The 23506-nt window shown below is 72.4% G+C and carries 17 protein-coding genes and 1 riboswitch; of the genes, 9 read left to right on the top strand and 8 right to left on the bottom strand.

Annotated features, from left to right (window positions below; translation table 11 throughout):
* Window position 1: 1 nt before the first annotated feature.
* The 3 genes from ACZ4UU_RS28840 to ACZ4UU_RS28830 are packed head-to-tail and all read left to right on the top strand — an operon-like array spanning window position 2 to window position 4954.
* Window positions 2-2926, top strand: a complete 2925-nt coding sequence (locus tag ACZ4UU_RS28840) for an aldehyde dehydrogenase family protein (RefSeq protein WP_471906284.1) — start codon at window positions 2-4, stop codon at window positions 2924-2926.
* Window positions 2923-3189: an acyl carrier protein gene (locus ACZ4UU_RS28835; RefSeq protein WP_471906283.1), complete on the top strand. Its 267-nt coding sequence runs from the start codon at window positions 2923-2925 to the stop codon at window positions 3187-3189. Before ACZ4UU_RS28840 ends, ACZ4UU_RS28835 begins: the two co-directional genes overlap by 4 nt.
* On the top strand, window positions 3182-4954 hold the full coding sequence (locus ACZ4UU_RS28830; RefSeq protein ID WP_471906282.1) for a fatty acyl-AMP ligase: 1773 nt from the start codon (window positions 3182-3184) through the stop codon (window positions 4952-4954). Before ACZ4UU_RS28835 ends, ACZ4UU_RS28830 begins: the two co-directional genes overlap by 8 nt.
* A gap of 2 nt (window positions 4955-4956) precedes the next feature.
* Here the strand turns inward: ACZ4UU_RS28830 and ACZ4UU_RS28825 are convergent, their stop codons facing one another.
* Window positions 4957-5346, bottom strand: a complete 390-nt coding sequence (locus ACZ4UU_RS28825; protein WP_471906281.1) for a hypothetical protein — start codon at window positions 5344-5346, stop codon at window positions 4957-4959.
* A complete protein-coding gene (locus tag ACZ4UU_RS28820; protein ID WP_471906280.1) occupies window positions 5343-7031 on the bottom strand; it encodes a dolichyl-phosphate-mannose--protein mannosyltransferase in 1689 nt (562 codons plus the stop codon). Before ACZ4UU_RS28820 ends, ACZ4UU_RS28825 begins: the two co-directional genes overlap by 4 nt.
* Window positions 7032-7364: 333 nt before the next feature.
* Here ACZ4UU_RS28820 and ACZ4UU_RS28815 point away from each other — a divergent pair, with 333 nt between their 5' ends.
* Window positions 7365-9020 (top strand): purine-cytosine permease family protein, encoded by a 1656-nt coding sequence (locus ACZ4UU_RS28815; RefSeq protein WP_471906279.1) that lies wholly within the window; start codon window positions 7365-7367, stop codon window positions 9018-9020.
* A gap of 86 nt (window positions 9021-9106) precedes the next feature.
* Here ACZ4UU_RS28815 and cobN read toward each other — a convergent pair whose 3' ends face one another.
* Entirely contained in the window at window positions 9107-12694 is a 3588-nt protein-coding gene (gene cobN, locus ACZ4UU_RS28810) for a cobaltochelatase subunit CobN (RefSeq protein ID WP_471906278.1), read from the bottom strand.
* A 34-nt stretch (window positions 12695-12728) separates the two neighbouring features.
* Window positions 12729-12879: riboswitch (cobalamin riboswitch) on the bottom strand.
* Window positions 12880-12952: 73 nt separating this feature from the next.
* Here cobN and ACZ4UU_RS28805 point away from each other — a divergent pair.
* From ACZ4UU_RS28805 to ACZ4UU_RS28795, 3 genes are read left to right on the top strand one after another with little or no spacing between them, the layout of a single operon-like run.
* Window positions 12953-14218: a cobalamin biosynthesis protein CobG gene (locus ACZ4UU_RS28805; protein ID WP_471906277.1), complete on the top strand. Its 1266-nt coding sequence runs from the start codon at window positions 12953-12955 to the stop codon at window positions 14216-14218.
* The gene (locus ACZ4UU_RS28800; RefSeq protein WP_471906276.1) at window positions 14208-14852 is read left to right on the top strand and encodes a precorrin-8X methylmutase; all 645 of its coding nucleotides are present in this window, start codon (window positions 14208-14210) and stop codon (window positions 14850-14852) included. The genes ACZ4UU_RS28805 and ACZ4UU_RS28800 overlap by 11 nt, the downstream gene beginning before the upstream one ends.
* The gene (locus ACZ4UU_RS28795; RefSeq protein WP_471906275.1) at window positions 14849-16336 is read left to right on the top strand and encodes a precorrin-2 C(20)-methyltransferase; all 1488 of its coding nucleotides are present in this window, start codon (window positions 14849-14851) and stop codon (window positions 16334-16336) included. Before ACZ4UU_RS28800 ends, ACZ4UU_RS28795 begins: the two co-directional genes overlap by 4 nt.
* An 11-nt stretch (window positions 16337-16347) precedes the next feature.
* On the opposite strand, the gene nicT is transcribed toward ACZ4UU_RS28795, so the two are convergent.
* On the bottom strand, window positions 16348-17463 hold the full coding sequence (nicT, locus tag ACZ4UU_RS28790; protein WP_471906513.1) for a Nickel transporter NicT: 1116 nt from the start codon (window positions 17461-17463) through the stop codon (window positions 16348-16350).
* 113 nt (window positions 17464-17576) lie between these two features.
* Window positions 17577-18341 (bottom strand): cobalt-precorrin-6A reductase, encoded by a 765-nt coding sequence (locus tag ACZ4UU_RS28785; protein WP_471906274.1) that lies wholly within the window; start codon window positions 18339-18341, stop codon window positions 17577-17579.
* A gap of 30 nt (window positions 18342-18371) precedes the next feature.
* Here ACZ4UU_RS28785 and ACZ4UU_RS28780 point away from each other — a divergent pair, with 30 nt between their 5' ends.
* Complete coding sequence (locus tag ACZ4UU_RS28780) at window positions 18372-19511, top strand: cobalt-precorrin-5B (C(1))-methyltransferase (RefSeq protein ID WP_471906273.1); 1140 nt, start codon at window positions 18372-18374, stop codon at window positions 19509-19511.
* A 227-nt stretch (window positions 19512-19738) separates the two neighbouring features.
* On the opposite strand, the gene cobM is transcribed toward ACZ4UU_RS28780, so the two are convergent.
* Window positions 19739-20488, bottom strand: a complete 750-nt coding sequence (cobM, locus tag ACZ4UU_RS28775; protein WP_471906272.1) for a precorrin-4 C(11)-methyltransferase — start codon at window positions 20486-20488, stop codon at window positions 19739-19741.
* Entirely contained in the window at window positions 20485-21759 is a 1275-nt protein-coding gene (gene cbiE, locus ACZ4UU_RS28770) for a precorrin-6y C5,15-methyltransferase (decarboxylating) subunit CbiE (RefSeq protein WP_471906271.1), read from the bottom strand. Before cbiE ends, cobM begins: the two co-directional genes overlap by 4 nt.
* A 150-nt stretch (window positions 21760-21909) precedes the next feature.
* Between cbiE and tsaD the strand changes: the two genes are divergently transcribed.
* On the top strand, window positions 21910-22995 hold the full coding sequence (tsaD, locus tag ACZ4UU_RS28765) for a tRNA (adenosine(37)-N6)-threonylcarbamoyltransferase complex transferase subunit TsaD (RefSeq protein ID WP_471906270.1): 1086 nt from the start codon (window positions 21910-21912) through the stop codon (window positions 22993-22995).
* Here tsaD and ACZ4UU_RS28760 read toward each other — a convergent pair.
* A complete protein-coding gene (locus ACZ4UU_RS28760; protein WP_471906269.1) occupies window positions 22992-23456 on the bottom strand; it encodes a DUF6194 family protein in 465 nt (154 codons plus the stop codon). The two genes, tsaD and ACZ4UU_RS28760, sit on opposite strands and share 4 nt — an antisense overlap.
* Window positions 23457-23506: the final 50 nt, after the last annotated feature.

Below are 23506 nucleotides of genomic sequence, written 5' to 3'. Positions count from 1 at the left end.
CATGGTGACCTGTCAGGAGACCGACGGCCCGGCGACGGACGGCGCCGACGGCATGCTCAGCTTCGGCCCGCTCATCGGCGGCGCCACCGTCCCCGACCCCACCGACTGGGTCTACGCGGTCCGCGCGAGCGCGCTCATCGACGATCCCGTAGGCGCCACCTGCTACCGCAACGCGCTCAACAGCGGGCGGATGAGCCCCGACGCCCACCCGGAGGCGATCCTCGGCCGCTGCGCCCTCGCCGGTCCCGACCACCTCGATGCGGCGCTGCGGGCCGCACGGGACGCGGCCGCCGAGTGGGGCGGCGGCCCGTCGGACCGGCGCGCCACGCTCGCCGAGGCGTTCCGGGCCAGGCTGCGAGAGCACGCGGACACCCTGACCGGGCTGCTGGTGGAGGAAGGGCACCCGGTGCGGCTGGCCCGCTCGGAGGTCGCCGACCTCCTCACCTTCTTCGGCCCGGAGACCACCCGGTGGTGTCTGGGGCAGATGGAGACCCGGCACACGGCCGAGGGACGGTCGGTGGTGCTGCGCCGGGTACCGGACGGTGTGGTGTGCGTCCAGCCGCCGCAGAACACCCCGGCGCTGAGTGTCGGCGCGGCGTTCCAGTCGGTCCTGGCCGGCAACGCGCTGGTGGTGCGGCTGTCCCGGCACGCCCCGATCGCCGCCATGTACCTGCTGGAACGCATCGCCGCGCCCGCGCTCGCCGACGTCGGCGCCCCGCCGGGCGTGCTGTCGGCACTGTGCACCGACCCCGCCCAGGCGTTGGACGCGTGGCTGGCCAGCCCGCTGGTGGACGACGTGCTGTACTTCGGCGACTCGATCCGCGGCGAGCAGCTGGAGAAGGCGTGTCTCGCCGCGGGCAAGAAGCCGATCCTGGAACTCGGCGGCAACGACATGGTCGTGGTCTGGCGGGACGCGCCGCTCGACCGTGCCGTGGCGGCGCTGATGGAGTCGTACCACGGCAGCGGCCAGATCTGCTGCGCGCCCAACGTCGCGCTGGTCCACCCGGAGATCGCCGACGAACTCACCGACCGGCTGACCGAGCGGGTCAGAGCCCTGCGGCCCGGCTTCCCGGACGACCCCGAGGTGGTGCTGGCCGCGACGCCCAACACCGCGGGGTACGACGCCACTCTCGCCGACGCCCGGCGGGCGGGCGCCCGGTTGCTGACCGGCGGACGCCATCTGGACGTCCACGGCCACGAGAGCGACGTCGCCGTCTTCGCGGAGCCGGCGCTGGTCCGGGTCGACGGGCTCGGCCGGGCGCGGGAGCTGCGCTCGGTCCGCTACGAGACGTTCTTCCCGCTGCTGACCCTGGCCGTCCCGCACCCCGTCGGTGACGACGCCGAACTCCTCACCGAGATGGTGTCGTTCGTCGCCACCGGTACGTACGGACTGCGCAACTCCCTGTGGACGCGGTCCGAGGAGGTCATCGACCGGTTCGTCCGGGACGTCCGCTCGTGCGGGCAGCTGCGGGTGAACGACTCGCACCTCGCGGGCGTTCCGTTCCTGTCCAACCACGGCGGGCCGGGCCTGAGCGGCGACCGGTTCGGCGAGCTCAACTACCCGATGCTGCGCACCAGCCGCCTCCAGGGCGTGTCCGTCGCCCGGTCCGCGCCGCCTGCCGAGGCTGCCGTCACGTACGTCCCCGCGGTACCGAGGCCGAGGGTGGAGGCCGTCCGGGAGTACCCGCCGGGCTGGCCGCCCGAGGAGCTGCCCGGTGGGCTGCCGGCGCCGTTCACCGCGGCGTTCCACCACGACCCGTACCCGACGCTGCGCTGGCTGCGTGAGCACCGTCCGGTGAGCCGGGTGATCAGCCCGGACGGTCCGGGCTGGCTGCTGACCCGCTACGACGACGTCCGCGCGGCGCACACCGATCCGCGCGTGACCTGTGACAGCAAGCGCGTCCCGGCCGGTCTGATGTGGCTACGGCACTGGCCGTCCGAGCTGCGGGAACGGCTGTTCGTGCATCTTCTGGACAGCGACGACCCGCGCCACGGCGAACTGCGGGCGATCATGCGGCCGTTCTTCACGCCCGCCCGGCAGGAGCAGTGGCGCACCCGGGTGCAGCGCATCGTCGACGCCCGGATCGACCGGATCGTGGACCGGGGCCGCGGTGATCTCATGGCCGCGGTGGCCTATCCGCTGGGCGGCAACGTCCTGTTCTCCGTCCTCGGCGCCACGCCGCCCCAGATGAACCATCTGCGGGCGATGATCTGGCGTACCGCCGAGTGGAACAACGACGTCCCCTACGTCGCGGCGCTCGCCCACGAGGTCGACGCGTTCGTCCGCGCGGCCGTCGCCGACAAGCGCCGCTCCCCCGGCGACGACCTGATCTCACTGCTGGTGCGGGCCCGCGACCAGGACGGTCTGATCAGCGAGGACGAACTGCACGGCCAGGTCATGATGATGCTCGTGGCGGGCCAGGACCCCAGCATCAACAGCGTCGGCAACAGCCTGCACGCCCTGCTCGCCCACCCCGACCAGCTCACCGCGCTCAGAGACGACCCCACCCTCATCGGGACGGGCATGAACGAACTGCTCCGCTATGAGAGCCCGTTGCCGTTCACGAGCTGGCGGGGCACCCTCGAACCCGTCGAGTTCGGCGAGGTGACCGTCCCCGCGGACGACTCCCTGTTCCTGTGCCTCGGCGCGGCCAACCGGGACCCCGCGCGCTTCCCCGATCCCGACCGCCTCGACCTGTACCGCACCGCGCCGGGCCATCTCGCGTTCGGCCACGGCGCCCACTACTGCCTGGGCGCCCATATCGGTCGTATGACGGCCGAGGCCGCCGTCACCACCGTGCTGCGCAGACTGCCCGGCCTGCGGCCGGACGGCACACCGCGCTGGCGGCCCAGCATGTTCGAACGCGGGCTCAGCGTCCTGCCCGTCGCCTGGGACGTCCCGCGCAAGAGGGTGGCCCTCCGGTGAGGCGCTCCGAGATTCTGGCCGAACTGAAGGCGATGCTCGCCGAGTTCGGCGACGTCGACCCCGAACTGGTCGACGAGCAGACGGCGTTCATCGCGGACCTAAGCCTCGACTCGCTCGTCCTGGTGCGGACGACCGTCGCCGCCGAGGAGAGGTTCGGGGTGCGGATCCCCGACGAGGTCGCCTGGGAGCTGCACACCGTCGGCTCCGTGGTCTCGTACGTCGAGGAGGCCCTGTCCGGGCGGATCGGGGCCGGCGGTGAGTGAACTCGTCCGGTTTCTGCGCGAGAAGGTCTGGATCCTGGGCGACACCCGCTGGTACGCGCGGGTGGACAGCGTGCGCGACGAGCTCGTCGAGGTGGAACGCCTCGGCTACGCCCAGCTCGACGCGCGGGCCAGGGCGGTGGGAGCGTGGCTGGCCGACCGTACGCCGCCCGGGGCGCGTGTGATGCTGATGTACCCGGCTGGCCTGGAGTTCTTCGCGGTCTTCCTCGGCTGTCTGTACGCGGGGCGGGTCGCCGTCCCGGCTCCCCTGCCGGACACCGACCGGCGGGCCCTGGAGCGCGCCGCGGGCATCATCCGTGACGCGGAAGCGGGCCTGGTCCTGAGCGACGCCGCACACCAGCCCGCCCTCGCCTCCTGGCTCGCCGGCCTGGCCCCGGCGCCGCCGGCCGAGTGCGTGGCCACGGACAGCGCCGGGCTGCCGGACCCGGGCACCTGGGCGCCGGCCGCGCTGGAACTGTCGGCGACCGCCTACGTCCAGTACACCTCCGGGTCGACGAGCGAACCGCGCGGTGTCGTCATCACCCACGGGAACCTGCTGCACAACCTGCTGTCGATCAGGGAACTCCTCGCCCCCGCACACATCCTGGACGAACTGCGCCTCGACCCGGCACCGACCGGTGCGGGATGGCTTCCGCACTACCACGACATGGGCCTGGTCGGCATGCTGCTCAGCCCGCTCGCGAGCTACGGCAATCTCGTGTTCTGCTCGCCGGTTTCCTTCGTCGCCCATCCGCGGCTGTGGCTCCAGATGATCAGCCGGTACCGGGCGTTCTACACGTTCGCCCCGAATTTCGGATACGACTGGCTGCTGAGAAGCCTCAAGAACACCCGGCTCACCGACCTCGACCCGGACCTGGACCTCGGCTGCCTGCGGTTCGCGCTGAACGGCGCCGAGCCCGTCCGCGCCGAGGTCCTGAACGCGGTCGCACGCCGACTCGCCCCGGTCGGCTTCGAGTCGGACATCTGGGCGCCCAGCTACGGCCTGGCCGAGGCGACCCTCATGGTCACCGGCACGCCGTGCGGCCAGGGGCCGGCCCTGGGCCGTTTCGACCGGGACGCGCTGGAGACCGGCCTGGCCGTGCCCGCAGCGGACGGAGTGGATCTCGTCGGCTGTGGTCGGCCCGTCGGCGCCGACGTCCGCATCGTCGACCCCGACACCGCGCATCCCCTCGAAGAGGGGCACATCGGGGAGATCTGGGTGTCCGGCGAGAGCGTGGCCGACGGCTACCTCGGGGGCCCGCAGGCCACCGCCGAGCAGTTCGCCGCCATGACGGCCGACGGCGAGGGCCCCTTCTTGCGCACCGGTGACCTCGGCTTCCTCCAGGACGGTGAACTCTTCGTCACCGGCCGCGCCAAGGACCTGATCATCGCCAACGGCCGCAACATCCACCCCCAGGACATCGAGGGCGTCAGCGAGTCGGCCGACCCCGCGACCGGCCCCTGCGCCGCCTTCACCCTGCCCGACGCCTCGGGGCGGGAGCACGTCGTCCTAGTCCAGGAGGTCCGCCCGCTCCATCTCGACGGCCGTACGCCCGCGGCTCTCGCCGACCTCATCAGACGGCGACTGGCCCAGGAACTGCGCCTCGCCGTCCAGGTCGTGGTCGTCGGTCCGATGAGCGTGCCCCGGACCACGAGCGGCAAGATCCAGCGCTCCCGAACCCGGGACGAACTGCGCGCGAGCCGCCTCAGCGCTCTGCACTGCGACCTCCCGTCCGACCTGTTCACGGGCGCGCGCGCAGGTGCCTGACCTCACTTGCGCCGGTCGTGGACCGCTGGGCCGACGACCGTGTCGTGGTGGGGCAGCCGGCCGGCGGAGGCTCGCGGCACGTCGAGGCGGGACGGGCGCAGCCGCAGCATCAGGTCCGTCACGACACTGACGCCGACGCCGGACTCGACCAGGGTGAGGGTGGCGGCCGTGTCGGTCACCTCGTCCACGTCCAGGTCCCTGCTGCGCACGGTCCCGCCCGGGTGCAGCTCTCGGATCCGCCGCAGGGCCGGCGGCGGAATCTCGGCTGCGGCCGTGAATCCGGCTCGGACGCCTGCAGGGCCTATCTGCGCCCGGCCACCAACACCATCAACTGCTCCGGCGAACCTGTGGTGGCCGGCGCGGCGCAGGCCGTGCTCGATCAGCTGTCTCATATCCAGGTGTCGAACCACATCCGGGCGTGCCAGTCGGCGTACGGGATCGTCTGCCCGGTGTAGATCGGGAAGAGGTGGATGAAGTTCCAGGCGATCAGCAGCACCAGCGTGCCCGCCGGCACGGCACCCCACATGCGACGTTTCTCGCTCGCGCTCCGTGGCCCCAGCAGCGCGCCGATCGCCATCGACACGGCGAGGCACAGGTATGGCACGAAGACGACCGCGTAGAAGGAGAAGATCGTGCGGTCCTGGTAAAGGAACCAGGGCAGATAGCCGGCGCCGACCGCGCACAGGACGGCGCCGGCCCGCCAGTCGCGGCGCAGGGCCCAGCGGTAGAGCAGATACAGCAGCGCGCCGCACGCCGACCACCACAGGAGCGGTGTGCCCAGCGCGAGGATCGCCTGTGAGCAGTCGGCGGTCGCGCCGCAGCCGTCCCGCCCGGCCGGCACCGACTCGTAGTCGAACAGGACGGGGCGGCCGAGGACGAGCCAACTCCAGGGGTTGGACTCGTACTTGTGGAAGGAGTGCAGCCCGACGTTGAACTGGTAGACCCCGTACTCGTAGTGCCACAGGCTCCGCAGCGGCGCCGGGATCCACGACCAGGTGCCGCCGCGGCCGTCCGCCCAGTGGCGCGCGTAGCCGTTGTCGGACAGGAACCAGCCGGTCCACGTCAGCAGATACGTCACCACGGCGACCGGCACCACCGACAGCACCGACCGGCCGAGGTCCTTGCGCAGAACGGCCGGATACGGCCGCCGCGCCCCCGCCACGCGACGGGCGCCGACGTCCCACAGCAGCGTCAGAACCATGAAGAAGGCGAGGAAGTACAGGCCGTTCCACTTGGTGGCGGCCGCGAGTCCCAGGAAGAGGCCGGCGGCGAGCCGCCACGGGCGCAGTCCCGTCCCGGCGCGGTCGCCGGTGAGAGCGTCCGGGCGGGCGCGGCCGTCCTCGCCGACGGGCAGGGCCGCCGCGAGCCGGGCCCGTGCGTGGTCGCGGTCGATCAGCAGGGATCCGAACGCCGCCAGCACGAAGAACATCACCACGAGGTCGAGCAGAGCCGTCCGGCTCATCACGTAGTGCAGACCGTCCACGGCCATCAGCGCGCCGGCCAGGCAGCCCAGTGCCGTCGAGCGGAACAGGCGGCGGCCTGTTCGGCACAGCATCAGCACGGAGAGCGTGCCGAGGACGGCCGTCATGAAGCGCCAGCCGAACGGGGTGAGACCGAAGCCCCACTCGCCGAGGGCCATCACCCACTTTCCCATCGGGGGGTGCGCGACGAAGACCCCGGTGTCGGAGAGCGGGATCACCTGAGGGTCCGCGAGTATCTGCGGGTCGGCGACCTTGCGGTCCGGCCAGGTGCCCTCGTAGCCCAACTTCAGCAGGGACCAGGCGTCCTTGGCGTAGTAGGTCTCGTCGAAGACGAGGGTCCGGGGGTTTCCCAGGTGCCAGAAGCGAAGAGCCCCGGCGAGGAGGGCGACGAGTGCGGGTCCCAGCCAGCTCATCGCCTGTGCGGCCCGATGCGACCGCGCCGGCTCGGGGAAGGGCGGAACAAGACGTTCGCGGGTGTCGGTGCGAGGGCCTCCGGCGTACCCGAACAGGCGTAGGCGGTCCCGCCAGTTGTCGGATGCCGTGGTCGGAGGGGTGCCGTCGATGACGTGGGCACGCGACAACCTGCTACTCGTCATCGGACGACCTTAATGGGACGGCCCCGAACGGATTGAACCGAGCCGGGCCGAGCCGGGCCAGGCCGAGTCGGGCCGAGCCGGCAGAGCTGAGCCGGGCATCGTGGCGCGGCGTACGGCAGCGCAGGGTGAGGTCCAGGAAACTTCCCGTTCACATCAGTCGGCCCCCACTGAAACAACCGCTTTCTAACGTGGCGGCCCGTGGGATCCGAGTCGTATACAGGCCCCTTGGGCGGTTCATGACGAACCGTCGGCTCCCCCGTCCTGCCGACGACGTCAAGCGGGGCTCCCATACATCCCCCACCACCCGAACCGAGCGCCACCGGGAGGCGTGACATGAGCACCACAGAGTCACGGTCGGCTGCGGCAGACCCGACACCATCCGCCGACCAGGCGGTGAAGGAGACTCTGGAGGACTACACCCTCCGTTTCGCACCGCGCAGTTACCGCCGCTGGACCCCGATGGTGGTGGCGACGACCGCGCTCGGCGGCATCGCCTACATGGCGGACTTCTCCATCGGCGCCGGCATCGGCCTGGCCCACGGCACCGGCAACGCGCTGCTCGCCATCGCCGTCGCGGCCGTCGTCATCTTCGTGACCGGATTCCCGCTGGCCTACTACGGGGCCCGATACAACATCGACCTGGACCTCATCACCCGCGGTTCCGGCTTCGGCTACTTCGGTTCGGTCCTCACCAGTGTCATCTTCGCCAGCTTCACCTTCATCTTCTTCGCCCTCGAAGGCTCGATCATGGCCCAGGGCCTGAAGCTCGGCCTCGGAATGCCGCTGTGGCTGGGCTACCTGGTCTCCACCCTCATGGTGATCCCGCTGGTGATCTACGGCATGAAGGCGCTGAGCACGCTCCAGGTATGGACGACGCCGATCTGGCTGCTGCTGATGGTCGGCCCGCTGGTCTACCTGGTCGCCACCGATCCCGGGACCGTCGACCGCTTCCTCGCCTACGCCGGCACCGACGGCGAGGGCGGCGTCAACACCGCGGCCGTACTGCTCGGCGCGGGCGTGTGTCTCTCCCTGATCGCGCAGATCGGCGAGCAGATCGACTACCTGCGTTTCATGCCGCCCAAGACCGAGGCGAACAAGCGCGCCTGGTGGACGGCCGTCGTGATGGCCGGGCCCGGCTGGGTGGTGCTGGGCGCGCTGAAGCAGGCCATCGGCGTGTTCCTCGCGGTGTACATCCTCGCCGAGGTCGGTCCCGCCGCCGCGCCCGAGCCGATCCAGCAGTTCAAGCACGCCTTCGACGCGATGCTGCCGTCCTGGATCGTCGTACCGCTGGCCGTGGCGCTGGTTGTGATCAGCCAGATCAAGATCAACGTGACCAACGCCTACTCCGGCTCCCTGGCCTGGACGAACTCCTTCACCCGGGTCACCGGACGCTACCCGGGCCGCATGGTCTTCGTCCTGGTCAACCTGGCCTTCGCGCTCGCGCTGATGGAGGCCGACATGTTCAGCTTCCTCAACGGCATCCTGGGCTTCTACTCGAACTGCGCCATCGCCTGGGTCGTCACGGTCGCCACCGACATCGGCGTCAACAAGTACCTGCTGAAGCTCTCCCCGCTCCAGCCCGAGTTCCGCCGGGGCATGCTCTACGCCGTCAACCCCGTGGGCGTGGTGGCCTTCGTCGCCGCCTCCGGCCTCTCCATCGCCATGTACTTCCACGCACTCGGCGACACCCTCCAGCCGTACTCCCCCGTCGCCGCCGCCCTCATCGCCTTCGTCCTCACCCCGCTGATGGCGCTCGTCACCAAGGGCAAGTACTACCTGCGCCGCACCGACGACGGCATCGCCGAGCCGCTCCTGGACGAGGACGGCAACCCCAGCGCCGTCACGTACGACTGCCACGTCTGCCGGCAGCAGTTCGAGCGCCCCGACGTGGCCGCCTGCCAGACGCACGACGCCGTCGTCTGCTCCCTGTGCCTGAGCACGGACAAGGTCGGCGACCACGTGCTGCCGGCCGCGCCCGCAGCCACCTGACGGCCCTTCACCCCGAGGACGTGGCGGAGGGCTCCCGTGAGCAGTTGCTCACGGGAGCCCTCCGCCGTGTCAAGCGCGAACGCGCCTCACTCGCCGCCCTCCAGGTCACCCTCGGTCTCCAGGTACACCTGCCGCAGCGCCTCCAGCACCGCCGGGTCCGGCTTCTCCCACATCCCGCGCGACTCGGCCTCCAGCAGCCGCTCGGCGATGCCGTGCAGGGCCCAGGGGTTGGCCTCCTGGAGGAACTCGCGGTTGGTGGGGTCCAGGACGTAGGTCTCGGTGAGCTTGTCGTACATCCAGTCGGCGATCACGCCGGTCGTGGCGTCGTAGCCGAACAGGTAGTCCACGGTGGCGGCGAGTTCGAAGGCGCCCTTGTAGCCGTGGCGGCGCATCGCCTCGATCCACTTCGGGTTGACGACGCGGGCGCGGAAGACGCGCGAGGTCTCCTCGACGAGGGTGCGGGTGCGGACCGTCTCCGGCCGGGTGGAGTCACCGATGTACGCCTCGGGGGCCGTGCCGCGCAGGGCGCGGACCGTGGCCACCATGCCGCCGTGGTACTGGAAGTAGTCGTCGGAGTCGGCGATGTCGTGCTCGCGAGTGTCCGTGTTCTTGGCGGCGACCGCGATCCGCTTGTACGCCGTCTCCATCTCGTCGCGCGCCGGGCGGCCGTCGAGTTCACGGCCGTAGGCGTAGCCGCCCCAGACCGTGTAGACCTCGGCGAGGTCGGCGTCGGTGCGCCAGTCGCGGGAGTCGATGAGCTGGAGCAGTCCGGCGCCGTAGGTGCCGGGGCGGGAGCCGAAGATGCGGGTGGTGGCGCGGCGTTCGTCGCCGTGGTCCGCGAGGTCGGACTGGACGTGGGCGCGCACGTGGTTGACCTCGGCGGGCTCCTCCAGTGAGGCGGCCAGCCGAACGGCGTCGTCGAGCAGGCCGATCGTGTGCGGGAACGCGTCCCGGAAGAACCCCGAGATGCGCAGCGTCACGTCGATGCGCGGGCGGCCCAGCTCCTCGTACGGGATTGCCTCCAGTCCCGTGACCCGGCGCGAGGCGTCGTCCCAGACCGGGCGGACGCCGAGCAGGGCGAGCGCCTCGGCGACGTCGTCGCCCGCCGTGCGCATCGCGCTCGTGCCCCACAGGGACAGACCGACGGAGGTGGGCCAGTCGCCGTTGTCGGTGCGGTAGCGCTCCAGGAGGGAGTCGGCGAGGGCCTGGCCGGTCTCCCAGGCGAGCCGGGACGGGACGGCCTTCGGGTCGACCGAGTAGAAGTTGCGGCCGGTCGGCAGGACGTTGACCAAGCCGCGCAGGGGCGAGCCGGAGGGACCGGCGGGGACGAAGCCGCCGTTGAGGGCGTGCAGGGCGTGGTCGAGTTCGGCGGTGGTGGCGGCGAGGCGGGGGACGACCTCGCGGGCGGCGAACTCCAGGATGGCGGCGACCTGTTCGCCGTGCTCGGTGGGGACGGCGGCCGGGTCCCAGCCCGCTTCGTCCATCGCCTGGACGAGGGCGCGGGCCTTGTCCTCCGCCTCGTCGGCGGTGGTGCGGGTCGCGGCGGACTCGTCCAGGCCGAGGGCTTCGCGCAGGCCGGGCAGGGCGGTGGTGCCGCCCCAGATCTGGCGGGCGCGCAGGATGGCGAGGACGAGGTTGACGCGGTCGGCGCCCTGCGGCGGCGCGCCGAGGACGTGCAGGCCGTCGCGGATCTGTGCGTCCTTGACCTCGCACAGCCAGCCGTCGACGTGCAGCAGGAAGTCGTCGAAGCCGTCGTCGTCGGGGCGGTCGTCCATGCCGAGGTCGTGGTCGAGCTTGGCGGCCTGGATGAGGGTCCAGATCTGGGCGCGGATGGCCGGGAGCTTGGCCGGGTCCATGGAGGAGATCTGGGCGTACTCGTCGAGGAGTTGCTCCAGGCGCGCGATGTCGCCGTAGGAGTCGGCGCGGGCCATCGGCGGGACGAGGTGGTCGATGAGGGTGGCGTGGACGCGGCGCTTGGCCTGGGTGCCCTCGCCGGGGTCGTTGACCAGGAACGGGTAGATCAGCGGCAGGTCGCCGAGGGCCGCGTCGGGGCCGCAGGCGGCGGAGAGGCCGGCGTTCTTGCCGGGCAGCCACTCCAGGTTGCCGTGCTTGCCGAGGTGGATCATCGCGTCGGCGCCGAACCCGCCGTCCTCGGCGCGGGCCGCGATCCAGCGGTAGGCGGCGAGGTAGTGGTGGGACGGCGGGAGGTCCGGGTCGTGGTAGATGGCGATGGGGTTCTCGCCGAAGCCGCGCGGGGGCTGGATGAGGATCAGCAGGTTGCCGAAGCGCAGGGCCGCGAGGACGATGTCGCCCTCCGCGTTGCGGCTGCGGTCGACGAACATCTCGCCGGGCGCCGGGCCCCAGTGCTCCTCGACTGCCGTCCGCAGTTCCTCGGGCAGCGTGGCGAACCAGCGCCGGTAATCGGCCGCCGGGATCCGCACCGGGTTGCGGGCCAACTGCTCCTCGGTGAGCCAGTTCTGGTCGTGGCCGCCGGCCTCGATGAGCGCGCGGATCAGCTCGTCGCCGTCGCCGGAGACCAGGCCGGGGATGTCGCTGTCGCCGAAGTCGTAGCCCTCGGCCTGCAGGCGCCTGAGCAGCGCGACGGCGCTGGCGGGGGTGTCGAGGCCGACCGCGTTGCCGATCCGGGAGTGCTTGGTCGGGTAGGCGGACAGGACCAGGGCCAGGCGCTTGTCGGCGGCCGGGATGTGCCGAAGCCGGGCGTGGCGTACGGCGATTCCGGCGACGCGCGCCGCGCGCTCGGGGTCGGCGACGTAGGCGGGCAGGCCGTCGGCGTCGATCTCCTTGAAGGAGAACGGCACGGTGATGAGCCGGCCGTCGAACTCGGGTACGGCGATCTGGCTGGCGGCGTCGAGCGGGGAGACGCCCTCGTCGTTCTCCTCCCAGGCGGACCGGGATCCGGTCAGGCACAGGGCCTGGAGGATCGGCACGTCGAGGGAGGTCAGGGCGCCCGCGTCCCAGGACTCGTCGTCGCCGCCGGCGGACGCCTCGGCGGGCTTGGTGCCGCCCGCGGCGAGGACAGTGGTGACGATGGCGTCGGCGGCGCGCAGTTCGTCGATGAGTTCGGGCTCGGGGGCCCGCAGGGAAGCGACGTACAGCGGCAGCGGCCGGCCGCCCGCGTCCTCGATCGCGTCGCACAGGGCGCCCACGAACGCCGTGTTGCCGCTCATGTGGTGGGCGCGGTAGTAGAGCACGGCGATCGTCGGGCCGTCCGTCTGCCGGGGCTCGCGCGCCAGCGGGCCCCAGCTCGGCGCGGCCGCGGGTGCCTCGAAGCCGTGCCCGGTCAGCAGGACCGTGTCCGACAGGAAGCGGGCGAGCTGCTCCAGGTTGGCCGGGCCACCGTGGGCGAGGTAGGCGTGGGCCTCGGCGGCGATGCCGACCGGGACCGTGGAGGCGGCCATCAGCTGGGCGTCCGGGGCCTGTTCGCCGGTGAGGACGACGACCGGGCGGCCGTCTGCGAGCAGCAGGTCGAGGCCTTCCTGCCAGGCGCGCAGACCACCGAGGAGGCGTACGACGACGAGGTCGACGCCGTCGAGGAGCGCGGGCAGGTCGTCGAGCGGGAGCCGGGCGGGGTTGGCGAAGCGGTACGGGACCGGGCCGTTCGCAGCGCGGGCGCTGAGCAGGTCGGTGTCGGACGTCGACAGGAGCAGGATCATGCGGCGTCGGCCTTCCTCGGGGTGTCCGCGCCCCGGGTGGTGTCTGACGGCGGGAGTTCCTGACTCACCCGACCCTGGCGGGGTGGGCTCACAGTGGCGGGACCGCGCCGGATTCGCACCGGCTTCCTCCCCTGTCGCCGTCGTGGCGGTGGCGGACCGGATGATCCACCGAGAAGCATAGTAAGGGGCACGGGACCAGCCGTCGGCATGCGGAGGCGGCGGCATACGGTCGCCGGGGCGGTCGGTATGCTCGCCGCCATGTCCACGCCCTCCATCCGACCGTCGTCCCAGGCCACAGGGGTCACACGGGACCGCGACGACGCATGCCCGGGCGCACTGAGGCTCCACACGGCGGACGACGGCGCACTCGCCCGGATCCGGATTCCCGGAGGCGTGCTCCAGGTCGGTCAGGCGCGGGAACTCGGCCGGGCGGCGCTCGACCTCGGCGACGGGGAGCTGCATCTGACGTCGCGGGGCAACGTCCAGCTGCGCGGTCTGCCGACCGGCTGCGGCGGGGAGTTGGCGGGCCGGCTGGAGACGGCCGGGCTGCTGCCGTCGTGGCGGCACGAACGCGTACGCAATGTGGTGGCCTCGCCGCTGTCCGGGCTGGACGGGCGCGGCCACGCCGACGTACGGCCGTGGCTGCGGGCGTTGGACGAGCTGCTGTGCGCGAGCGAGGCGGCGGCCCGGCTGTCCGGGCGGTTCCTGTTCGCGCTCGACGACGGGCGCGGGGACGTGGCCGGGCTCGACGCGGACGTGACACTGCGGGCCGCGCCGGACGGTGCCGTGTGGCTGCGGATCGGGGCCGCCGATTGCGTCGTGGTCCTCACCGCCGAGGACGCGCCTCGGGCCGCGTTGCTGGCCGCCGAGGTCTTCCTGGAGGCGAGTGCCGGCCAGGTCTGGCGGGTGGCCGAACTGCCGGTGCCCGCCGATGAGTTGGCGCAGGAGATCGTTCGGCGGCTGAGGGCCGGACACGCCTCGCCGGCCTGGCCGCAGGCGAGCGAACCGTCCCCCGCCCCCGGCGTCGTCACCGGCCCCGACGGCACGACGAGCCTGTCCGTCCTCGCCCCGCTGGGCCGCCTCACCGCAGCGCAGTGGACCGAGCTGACGGCGACCGCGTCCGGGGAACTGCGGCTGACACCTTGGCGTGGAGTGATCCTTCCCACAGTGCGCTCCGACCGGCTTGTCGGCCTAGACTCCGTCGGTCTGATCACGGATCCGGCCTCTCCCTGGCTCGGCGTCGGTGCCTGCATCGGACGGCCCGGTTGTGCCAAGTCGCGGGCGGACATCCGGACGGACGCGGCCGCGTCGCTCGGCGCGGGCGGCGGGCTGCCGGCGTACTGGTCCGGCTGCGAGCGCCGTTGCGGCCGTCCGCGCGGCGATCATGTGGACGTCGTCGCGGCCCCGGACGGCGGCTACCTGATCTCCGTCGTGGCGGGCGGCCGGGTTCGCGCCACGACGACGACCGACCATCCATCGAAGCTCGCCGCCGACCTGGCGGCGGCCCGCACGCATGACCTGTAGGAGCACGGTGTTCGAGTACGAGAAGGACGGCGCGGCGATCTACCGCCAGTCCTTTGCCACCATCCGCGCGGAGGCGGACCTCGCGGGCCTGCCCGCCGACGTCAGTCAGGTCGCGGTCCGGATGATCCACGCCTGCGGGATGGTCGACCTCGTGCGCGACCTCGTGTACTCGCCCCAGGTGGTGGCCCGTGCGCGGGCGGCCCTGCGGGCCGGGGCGCCCATCTTCACGGATGTGCAGATGGTGGCCAGCGGCGTGACCCGCAAGCGGCTGCCCGCCGACAACGACGTGCTGTGCACCCTCTCCGACCCGGCCGTCCCCGAACTGGCCGCGAAGATGGGCACCACCCGCAGCGCGGCCGCCATGGAGCTGTGGCGGGATCGGCTGGAGGGTTCGGTGGTGGCCGTCGGGAACGCGCCTACCTCACTGTTCCGGCTCCTGGAGATGATCGAGGCGGGCGCCCCCCGCCCGGCCGCCGTCATAGGTGTGCCGGTGGGGTTCGTGGGGGCCGCCGAGTCGAAGGAGGCGCTCGCGGAGCATCCGTCGGGCCTTGAGCACCTGATCGTCCGTGGCCGACGCGGGGGCAGCGCCATCGCCGCCGCCGCGCTCAACGCTATCGCGAGTGAGGAAGAGTGAGCGGGAAGCTGTACGGCGTCGGGCTGGGCCCCGGCGATCCGTCGTTGATGACCGTGCGCGCGGTGGAGGTCATCGCCGAGGCGGACGTGATCGCGTACCACAGTGCGCGGCACGGGCGGTCCATCGCCCGTTCGATCGCGGCGAAGCACATCCAGGAACGGCACATCGAGGAGCGGCTGGTCTACCCGGTCACCACCGAGACCACCAACCACCCCGGCGGCTACCAGGGCGCCATCGACGACTTCTACACCGAGGCCGCCGCCCGCCTCGCCGCGCACCTCGACGCCGGCCGGACGGTCGCCGTGCTCGCGGAGGGCGACCCGCTCTTCTACGGCTCCTACATGCACATGCACAAGCGGCTCGCGGACGGCTACGACACCGAGGTCATCCCCGGTGTCACCTCCGTGTCGGCCGCCGCGGCCCGCCTGGGCACCCCCCTCGCCGAGGGCGAGGAAGTGCTGACGATCCTGCCGGGCACCCTGCCCGAGGAGGAGCTGACCGCCCGGCTCGCCGCCACGGACGCGGCGGTGGTGATGAAGCTGGGCCGCACGTTCACCAAGGTCCGCGGCGCGCTGGAGAGTTCGGGCCGGCTGGGCGAGGCGCGGTACGTCGAGCGGGCCACGATGAGCGGCGAGCGGCTGGCCGAACTGGCCGACGTGGACCCGGAGTCGGTGCCGTACTTCGCGGTCGCCGTGCTGCCGAGCCAGGTCGACGCCGAGCCTGAAGTGCGGGAGCTGGGGGAGGTCGTCGTGGTGGGGACCGGTCCGGCCGGTCCGCTGTGGCTCACTCCCGAGACCCGGGGTGCGCTCGCCGCCGCCGACGACCTGGTCGGCTACACCACCTACCTGGACCGGGTGCCGGTCCGTCCCGGTCAGCTCCGGCACGGCTCGGACAACCGGGTCGAGTCCGAGCGTGCCGAGTTCGCGCTGCAACTCGCCCGGCGGGGGCGGCGGGTGGCCGTCGTCTCGGGTGGCGATCCGGGGATCTTCGCGATGGCCACGGCCGTTCTGGAGGTCGCGTCGGAGCAGGAGTACGCGGACATTCCCGTGCGGGTGCTGCCGGGGGTGACCGCCGCCAACGCGGCCGCCGCCCGCGCGGGTGCCCCGCTCGGGCACGACTACGCCACCATCTCCCTCTCCGACCGGCTCAAGCCCTGGGAGGTCATCGCCGAACGGCTGCACGCGGCGGCCTCGGCGGATCTGGTGCTGGCCCTGTACAACCCGGGCTCGCGCAGCCGCACCTGGCAGGTGGCCAAGGCCCGCGAGCTGCTCCTGGAGCACCGGGCTCCGCAGACTCCGGTGGTGGTCGCGCGGGACGTCGGCGGCTCCGGGGAGCGGGTGCGGATCGTGCGGCTGGCGGACCTCGATCCGGCCGAGGTCGACATGCGCACGATCCTGCTGGTCGGTTCCTCGCAGACGCAGGTCGTGCGGCGCGGGGACGGCGAGGACGTCGTCTGGACACCGCGCCGCTACCCGGACGCGTGACGCGGGGGCGCCTACTCGGCTCCCTGTTCGGCGGGGATCGGCCCCCGTTCGGCGGGGGCCGGCCCCTGGGCCGTCCCCGCCGTCCCCGCCGTCCACTTCTCCTCGATCCGGCCGACCTTCCACACCAGCAGGGCGATGGCCCAGGTGGCGAGGAACAGGCCGACGACGACGTATCCGATGATGTTGAGGTCGAGTCCGCAGACCCAGTCCCAGAAGGCACCGTGCAGATGCGCCTTCTCGGCGATCAGGCCCAGCAGTTCGACGGTGCCGATGATGAGGGCGACGGCGACGGACAGGCCGGTGACGGTGAGGTTGTAGTAGACCTTGCGGACCGGCTTGGAGAAGGCCCAGCCGTAGGCGAAGTTCATGAACGAGCCGTCGACGGTGTCCAGCAGCGACATGCCGGCCGCGAACAGGACGGGCAGGCAGAGGATCGCGTACCAGGGCAGACCGGAGGCGGCGCCCGAGCCTGCGAGGACCAGCAGGGCGATCTCGGTGGCCGTGTCGAAGCCGAGGCCGAACAGCATGCCCAGGGGGTACATCTGCCAGGGCTTGGTGATGGACTTCATGACGCGGCCGAGGAGGCGGTTCATGAAGCCGCGGTTGTCGAGCTGTTCCTCCAGAGCGGCCTCGTCGAAGTGGCCGGAGCGCATCTGCCGGAACACCTTCCAGATTCCGGCCATGACCACCAGGTTGATGATCGCGATGAGGTAGAGGAAGGCCCCGGAGACGGAGGTGCCGATCCAGCCGGTGATGTCGTGCAGTCGGGAGTCGTCGTCCCGGACCGGGCCGGCCACCGCCTTCACGCCCAGGGAGAGCAGGAGGGCGAGGACGAAGACGATGGTCGAGTGGCCGAGGGAGAACCAGAAGCCGACGGACAGCGGACGCTGTCCCTCGCTCATCAGCTTGCGGGTGGTGTTGTCGATGGCGGCGATGTGGTCGGCGTCGAAGGCGTGCCGCATGCCGAGCGTGTACGCGGTGATGCCGATGCCGACGCCGAACGACCTCTCGCCGAGGCTGTAGTGATGCGGGGCGACGATCGCGACCAGCGTGAACCAGCCGATGACGTGCAGAGCCAGGATGAACGCGGCCATGCCGGCGAGGTTCGCCCATTCCCTGCGGGTCATCGAGGCGCGGATGCGGTGCCATCTCGTTGTTCGGTTCTTCTCAGCCACATCCCCGAGCCTGCTGCAACAAGGTTGCAGGTAAAAGCCAAACGCGGCAAAGCTGGGGTCAGGTTTCAGCCAGTGCCCGGGAAAGAGGGTGTGCCGTTGACCAGCCAGTGCAGCGCCTGCTCGGGTTCGGCCACGACCCGCACACCGCCTGGGACCGGCGGCCTGCGCACCACGACCACGGGCACCCCGGCCTCGCGTGCCGCCCGCAGCTTCGGCGCGGTGGCCGCTCCCCCGCTGTCCTTCGTGACGACCACGTCGATGCCGTGTCGGCGCAGCAGTTCGCGCTCCCCGTCGAGGGTGAAGGGGCCGCGATCGAGCAGCACCTCCATGCGGGGCGGATGCGGGGGCTCGGGCGCGTCCACGGACCGGACGAGGAACCACAGGTCGGCGAGGTCCGCGAAGGCGGCCAGCCCCATCCGCCCGGTGGTGAGGAACACGCGTCGGCCGAGCCCGGGCAGCGACCGCGCCGCCTCCTCCAGCGAGTCGACCTCGCGCCAGTCGTCCCCCGCCACCGGGACCCAGCCGGGGCGCCGCAACGCGAGCAGGGGAACATGGGCGGTGGCGGCGGCCCGCGCCGCGTTGAAACTGATCGTCCCGGCGAACGGGTGCGTGGCGTCGATGAGCGCGTCCACCTCGTGCTCACGCAGCCACGCGGCCAGCCCGGCGGCGCCGCCGAAGCCGCCCACGCGCACCTCGCCGGGCGGCAGGCGGGGCGCGGACACGCGTCCGGCCAGCGAGTTCGTCACCCGCAGCCCGGGCACGGCGGCCGCCGCCAGCAGTTCGGCGAGGCGACGGGCCTCGGTGGTCCCGCCCAGAATCAGTACGTGCACGAAGTCCGGTTCCCTTTCGAAGAGTGAGGCATGACGAGCGAGGCCAAGGGCGGCCGCGGCGCCCAACTCAAGCACACCGGTCTGCGGCACGGCTGGACGACCGGCGCCTGCGCGACGGCGGCGACGACGGCCGCGTACACCGCGCTGCTGACCGGGGAGTTTCCCGACCCGGTGCCGATCACGCTGCCCAAGGGGCAGACGCCGTCCTTCGCCCTGGCGGCCGAGGAGCTGACGGACACGTACGCCATGGCGGGCATCGTGAAGGACGCGGGAGACGACCCTGACGTCACCCACGGCGCGCTGATCCGGGCGACCGTGCGGGTGCTGCCCGCGGGTGCCGGGGTCGTGTTCAAGGCGGGCCCCGGCGTGGGGACGATCACCCGGCCCGGACTGCCGCTGCCCGTCGGCGAACCGGCCGTCAACCCCGTGCCCCGGCAGCTGATGCGCGACCACGTCGCCCAGGTCGCGCGGCGGTACGGCGGCAGCGGCGACGTGGAGATCACCGTCTCCGTGGACCACGGCGAGGAGATCGCCCGCTCCACGTGGAACCCTCGGCTGGGCATCCTCGGCGGCCTCTCCATTCTCGGCACCACGGGCATCGTGGTGCCGTACTCCTGCTCGGCGTGGATCGACTCCATCCGGCGCGGCGTGGATGTGGCCCGGGCGGCGGGGCGCACCCACGTGGCCGGTTGCACCGGGTCGACCTCGGAGAAGACGGTCGTCGCCGCGTACGACCTCCCCGAGGACGCCCTGCTCGACATGGGCGACTTCGCGGGCGCGGTCCTGAAGTACGTCCGCCGCCACCCCGTCGACCGCCTCACGATCTGCGGGGGCTTCGCCAAACTCTCCAAACTGGCCGCCGGCCACCTTGACCTGCACTCCGCCCGCTCCCAGGTCGACAAGGGCTTCCTGGCCGACCTCGCCCGGCGCGGCGGCGCCGACGAGGCCCTCGCCGCCGAGGTGGCGAGCGCCAACACCGGGCTGGCCGCCCTCCAGTTGTGCGCGGCGGCCGGCGTACCGCTCGGCGACCTGGTGGCGGTCACCGCCCGCGACGAGGCCCTGTCCGTACTGCGGGGCGCACCCGTCGCGGTCGACGTGATCTGCATCGACCGGGCGGGGACCATCGTGGGGCGCAGCCCGCTGTCCGGACCTGCGACCGCCCGGCCGTGAACACGGCGCCAAGTCGACGGCGGTCCCGCAACGCCCCGAGGGGCGCGGGGAACTGCGCGACCAGCCACGACGAACCCGCCACCGACGCGTGAGCGCTCGGCGGCCAGGCAAACCCGAGGAAGTCGCCGACGGTTCCGCAACGCCCCAAGGGGCGCGGGGAACCGCGCGACCGGCCACGACGAACCCGCAGACAAAGACGGCACTTCGCGGCGTTGCAAGCGGAGCGCCTAGCAGACGTGCCGCTCGCGCTCCGGCGAGTACAGGTGGCTGTCGCGGAACTGCTCCGCGCCGAGCGTGCGGCCGACCATGATGACGGCCGTGCGCAGTACACCCGCCTCCTTCACCCGCCCGGCGATCTCGTCGAGAGTGCCCCGGATGATCAGTTCGTCGGGGCGGGAGGCGTAGGCGACGACGGCGGCGGGGCAGTCGGCGCCGTAGTGCGGGAGGAGTTCCTCCACGACGCGGTCGACGTACCGGGCGGCGAGGTGGAGCACGATGAGCGCGCCGCTGCGGCCGAGGGTGGCGAGGTCCTCGCCGTCGGGCATGGCGGTGGCGCGGTGCGCGATACGGGTGAGGATGACCGTCTGGCCGACCGTCGGCACGGTCAGTTCCCGCTTCAGGGCGGCCGCGGCGGCGGCGAAGGCGGGCACCCCGGGTACGACCTCGTACGGCACTCCGGCCGCGTCCAGTCGCCGCATCTGCTCGGCGACCGCGCTGAACACGGACGGGTCGCCCGAGTGCAGCCGCGCCACGTCGTGCCCCGCTTCATGGGCCCCGACCAACTCGGCGGTGATCTCGTCGAGGTTGAGGTCGGCGGTGTCCACCAGCCGTGCGTCCGGCGGGCATTCGGCGAGCAGTTCGCGGGGCACCAGGCTGCCCGCGTAGAGGCAGACCTGGCAGGCGGCGAGCGTACGGGCGCCACGCACCGTGATCAGGTCGGCGGCACCGGGGCCGGCACCGATGAAGTACACGGTCATCTGTCTGCTCCTGGAACGGGGTTGAGGGTTCGCTGCTCTTTCCGCACGGCCCACTGGGTCACCGGCATCGCCTGACGCCAGCCGGTGAAGCCGCCCACGGGGACGGCGTGTGCCACGGCGAGCCGCACCAGCTCGCCACCGTGTCGCCGGTGGGCGTCGGCGAGCAGCGCCTCCGACTCCAGCGTCACGGTGTTGGCGACGAGACGCCCGCCTGCGGGCAGCGCCTCCCAGCAGGCGTCGAGGAGGCCGGGCGCGGTGAGGCCGCCACCGATGAACACCGCGTCCGGCGTGGGCAGTTCGGCCAGGACGGCGGGTGCGGCGCCGGTGACGACGCGCAGGGCGGGCACGCCGAGCCGGTCGGCGTTGCGGGTGATGCGCTCGGCGCGCACGGGGTCGCGTTCGACGGTGACCGCCCGGCACGTGGGGTGGGTGCGCATCCACTCGATGGCGATCGACCCGGACCCACCGCCGACGTCCCACAGCAGCTCACCGGGCGCGGGCGCGAGCACGCCCAGCGTGGCGGCGCGGATGTGCCGCTTGGTGAGCTGTCCGTCGTGCTCGTAGGCGGCGTCGGGCAGTCCGGGCACGGCGCCGAGGCGTGGGGCGTCGGGGGCGCGGTGGCACTCGACGGCGACGATGTTGAGCGGGTCGCCGGGGGCTTCTTGCCAGTCGTCGGCGGAGGTCGATGCGGTCGTACGTTCCTTCGCGCCGCCGAGCTGTTCCAGCACCCGCATCCGGCTGGGTCCGAAACCGCGGTCTCGCAGCAGCGCGGCGACCTCGGCGGGGGTGGCGGCGTCGGCGCTGAGCACGAGCAGCCGTCGGCCCTCGTGCAGGGCGGCGGCAAGGCGGGCGGCGGGGCGGCCGACCAGCGTGACGACCTCGACGTCCTCCAGCGGCCAGCCGAGGCGGGCGCAGGCGTGGGAGACGGAGGAGGGGTGCGGCAGGACGCGCACGGCACCGGAGCCGAGGACCTCGGTGACGGCGCGCCCGATGCCGTAGAACATGGGGTCGCCGCTGGCCAGTACGGCGACGCGGCGGCCGGCGTGGGCGGCGAGGAGGCCGGGGACCGCGGGCCGCAGCGGCGAGGGCCAGGCGATGCGCTCCCCGGCGTACGCGGGCGGCAGCAGGTCCAGTTGGCGCGGGGCGCCGATGACGACCTCGGCGTCCAGCAACGCGGCGCGGGAGCCGTCCGGGACGCCTTCCCAACCGTCGGCTCCGATCCCGACGACGGTCACGGCGGCGGGCGGAGGGGCGGGGCGTGCGGGGGTCACTGCGCGGTACCTCGGGGCTCGAAGGGCAACGGAGACGCACTCTACGGGGCGGTGGCCTGCGTGTCCTTCGTCGGGTACGCATTCACGGCCACCTTATTGCACACTGCTTGCAATTACATATCCTGTGTGGCAAGTACGGAAAGGGCGGCGATGGGTTCTCCGATCGTGCTCGGCATCGAGTCCTCCTGCGACGAGACCGGCGCCGGGCTGGTCCAGGACGGGCGGCTGTTGGGGCATGCGGTGGCGTCGAGCATGGAGGAACACGCCCGTTACGGCGGGGTGGTGCCCGAGATCGCCTCCCGGGCCCATCTGCACACGCTGCGCCCGGTCATCCGGCAGGCGCTGGACGAGGCGGGCCTGGCGCTGTCCGACATCGGCGCCGTCGCCGTCACCACCGGACCGGGCCTGTCGGGCGCGCTCCAAGTGGGCCTGGCCGGGGCGAAGGGCGTCGCCTACGCCCTGGGCGTGCCGCTGTACGGCGTCCACCACCTGGCCGGCCATGTCGCCGCCGACACTCTCGCGCACGGGCCGCTGCCCGACCCCTGCATGGTGCTGATCGTCTCCGGCGGCCACACCTCCCTCCTCCTCGTCCGCGACCTGGCCCGCGACCCGATCGTCCACCTCGGCGACACCCTCGACGACGCGGCCGGGGAGTGCTTCGACAAGGTGGCGCGGGTCTTCGGACTGCCGTATCCCGGCGGTCCGGCCGTCGACCGGGCAGCGCGCGCGGGGGATCCGCGCGCTGTCCCCTTCCCGCGCCCGCTGACCGGCCCGCGCGACGAGCCGTACGCCTTCTCCTTCTCCGGGCTGAAGACGGCCGCCGCCCGTTGGGCCGAGGGCCACACGGCCGGTGTGCTGCCGGTGGCCGACGGTGCGGCCTCGCTCCAGGAGGCGGTGGCCGATGTGCTGACCCGCAAGGCGGTCTCGGCCTGCGCCGAGTACGGCGTGGGGACGCTGGTGGTGGTCGGCGGGGTCGCCGCGAACTCGCGGGTGCGCTCCCTGGCGGAGGAACGCTGCCGGGCCGCCGGCGTCACGCTGCGGGTGCCGCCGCTACGGCTGTGCACGGACAACGGCGCGATGATCGCCGCCGTCGGCGACCTCCTCGTACGGGCCGGAGCCGAACCCGCCGCGCTCGACGTGTCGATCGACCCGTCGGCACCCCTGGAGCACGCGACCCTCCACCCGGTCGCGGCGGGGGCGAGGGCGCTTGCGGGGAGCCCTTCGCCGGGCGCCTAGGAGGCGCGCCGTTCATGGCGTGTGCGGGCCAGGTGACAGGCGCCGCGCAGCAGTTCACGCACCGCCGCATCCGTGCTCGGCCCCGGGTTGACCACCGCCAGCCAGCCGACGCCCCCGTAGACGGGGTGCGCCGTCAGGGTGTCGGTGGCGCCGGGGTCCGTCCCGGTGGTGCCGGGTTCGCGCGGTGCGTGGCCGGTCCACCGGATGAACTCCTCCTTTCCGGCGGCGATGTTCAGCCGGAAGGTGTCCGCCCGGTCCAGACGTGATGCTTCGTCGCCGGGGTAGTTCTTGGTCACGATCGTCGCGAACGGCTGGGTCGTCGTCGGGACGACGCCATCGGGTGCGTAGTAGAAGAACGTGTCGCCCCAGCTGATCTCGGGCGAGCCGTCGCCGGGTGCGGGCCTGAGGGTCAGGACGCCGTCGAGAGCCTCGACGAAGCTGATGATCTCGTCCATGGTCATGTGTTCCAGCGTTGCATCGAAGTGCTTGTGGAGACTTGGCGCTCTCGGAG

Source organism: Streptomyces sp. NPDC028907, assembly GCF_055564995.1.
Note: the sequence above shows the minus strand (reverse complement) of the source record. Positions and strands in the feature narration are given on the sequence as shown.

Excerpts from the sequence above, each read along its gene's own strand:
- ACZ4UU_RS28840 (WP_471906284.1), top strand. The coding sequence starts at position 2 with ATGGTGACCTGTCAGGAGACCGACGGCCCGGCGACGGACGGCGCCGAC.
- ACZ4UU_RS28825 (WP_471906281.1), bottom strand. The coding sequence starts at position 5,346 with ATGAGACAGCTGATCGAGCACGGCCTGCGCCGCGCCGGCCACCACAGG.
- ACZ4UU_RS28820 (WP_471906280.1), bottom strand. The coding sequence starts at position 7,031 with ATGACGAGTAGCAGGTTGTCGCGTGCCCACGTCATCGACGGCACCCCT.
- ACZ4UU_RS28815 (WP_471906279.1), top strand. The coding sequence starts at position 7,365 with ATGAGCACCACAGAGTCACGGTCGGCTGCGGCAGACCCGACACCATCC.
- cobN (WP_471906278.1), bottom strand. The coding sequence starts at position 12,694 with ATGATCCTGCTCCTGTCGACGTCCGACACCGACCTGCTCAGCGCCCGC.
- ACZ4UU_RS28805 (WP_471906277.1), top strand. The coding sequence starts at position 12,953 with ATGTCCACGCCCTCCATCCGACCGTCGTCCCAGGCCACAGGGGTCACA.
- ACZ4UU_RS28800 (WP_471906276.1), top strand. The coding sequence starts at position 14,208 with ATGACCTGTAGGAGCACGGTGTTCGAGTACGAGAAGGACGGCGCGGCG.
- nicT (WP_471906513.1), bottom strand. The coding sequence starts at position 17,463 with ATGACCCGCAGGGAATGGGCGAACCTCGCCGGCATGGCCGCGTTCATC.
- ACZ4UU_RS28780 (WP_471906273.1), top strand. The coding sequence starts at position 18,372 with ATGACGAGCGAGGCCAAGGGCGGCCGCGGCGCCCAACTCAAGCACACC.
- cobM (WP_471906272.1), bottom strand. The coding sequence starts at position 20,488 with ATGACCGTGTACTTCATCGGTGCCGGCCCCGGTGCCGCCGACCTGATC.
- tsaD (WP_471906270.1), top strand. The coding sequence starts at position 21,910 with ATGGGTTCTCCGATCGTGCTCGGCATCGAGTCCTCCTGCGACGAGACC.
- ACZ4UU_RS28760 (WP_471906269.1), bottom strand. The coding sequence starts at position 23,456 with ATGACCATGGACGAGATCATCAGCTTCGTCGAGGCTCTCGACGGCGTC.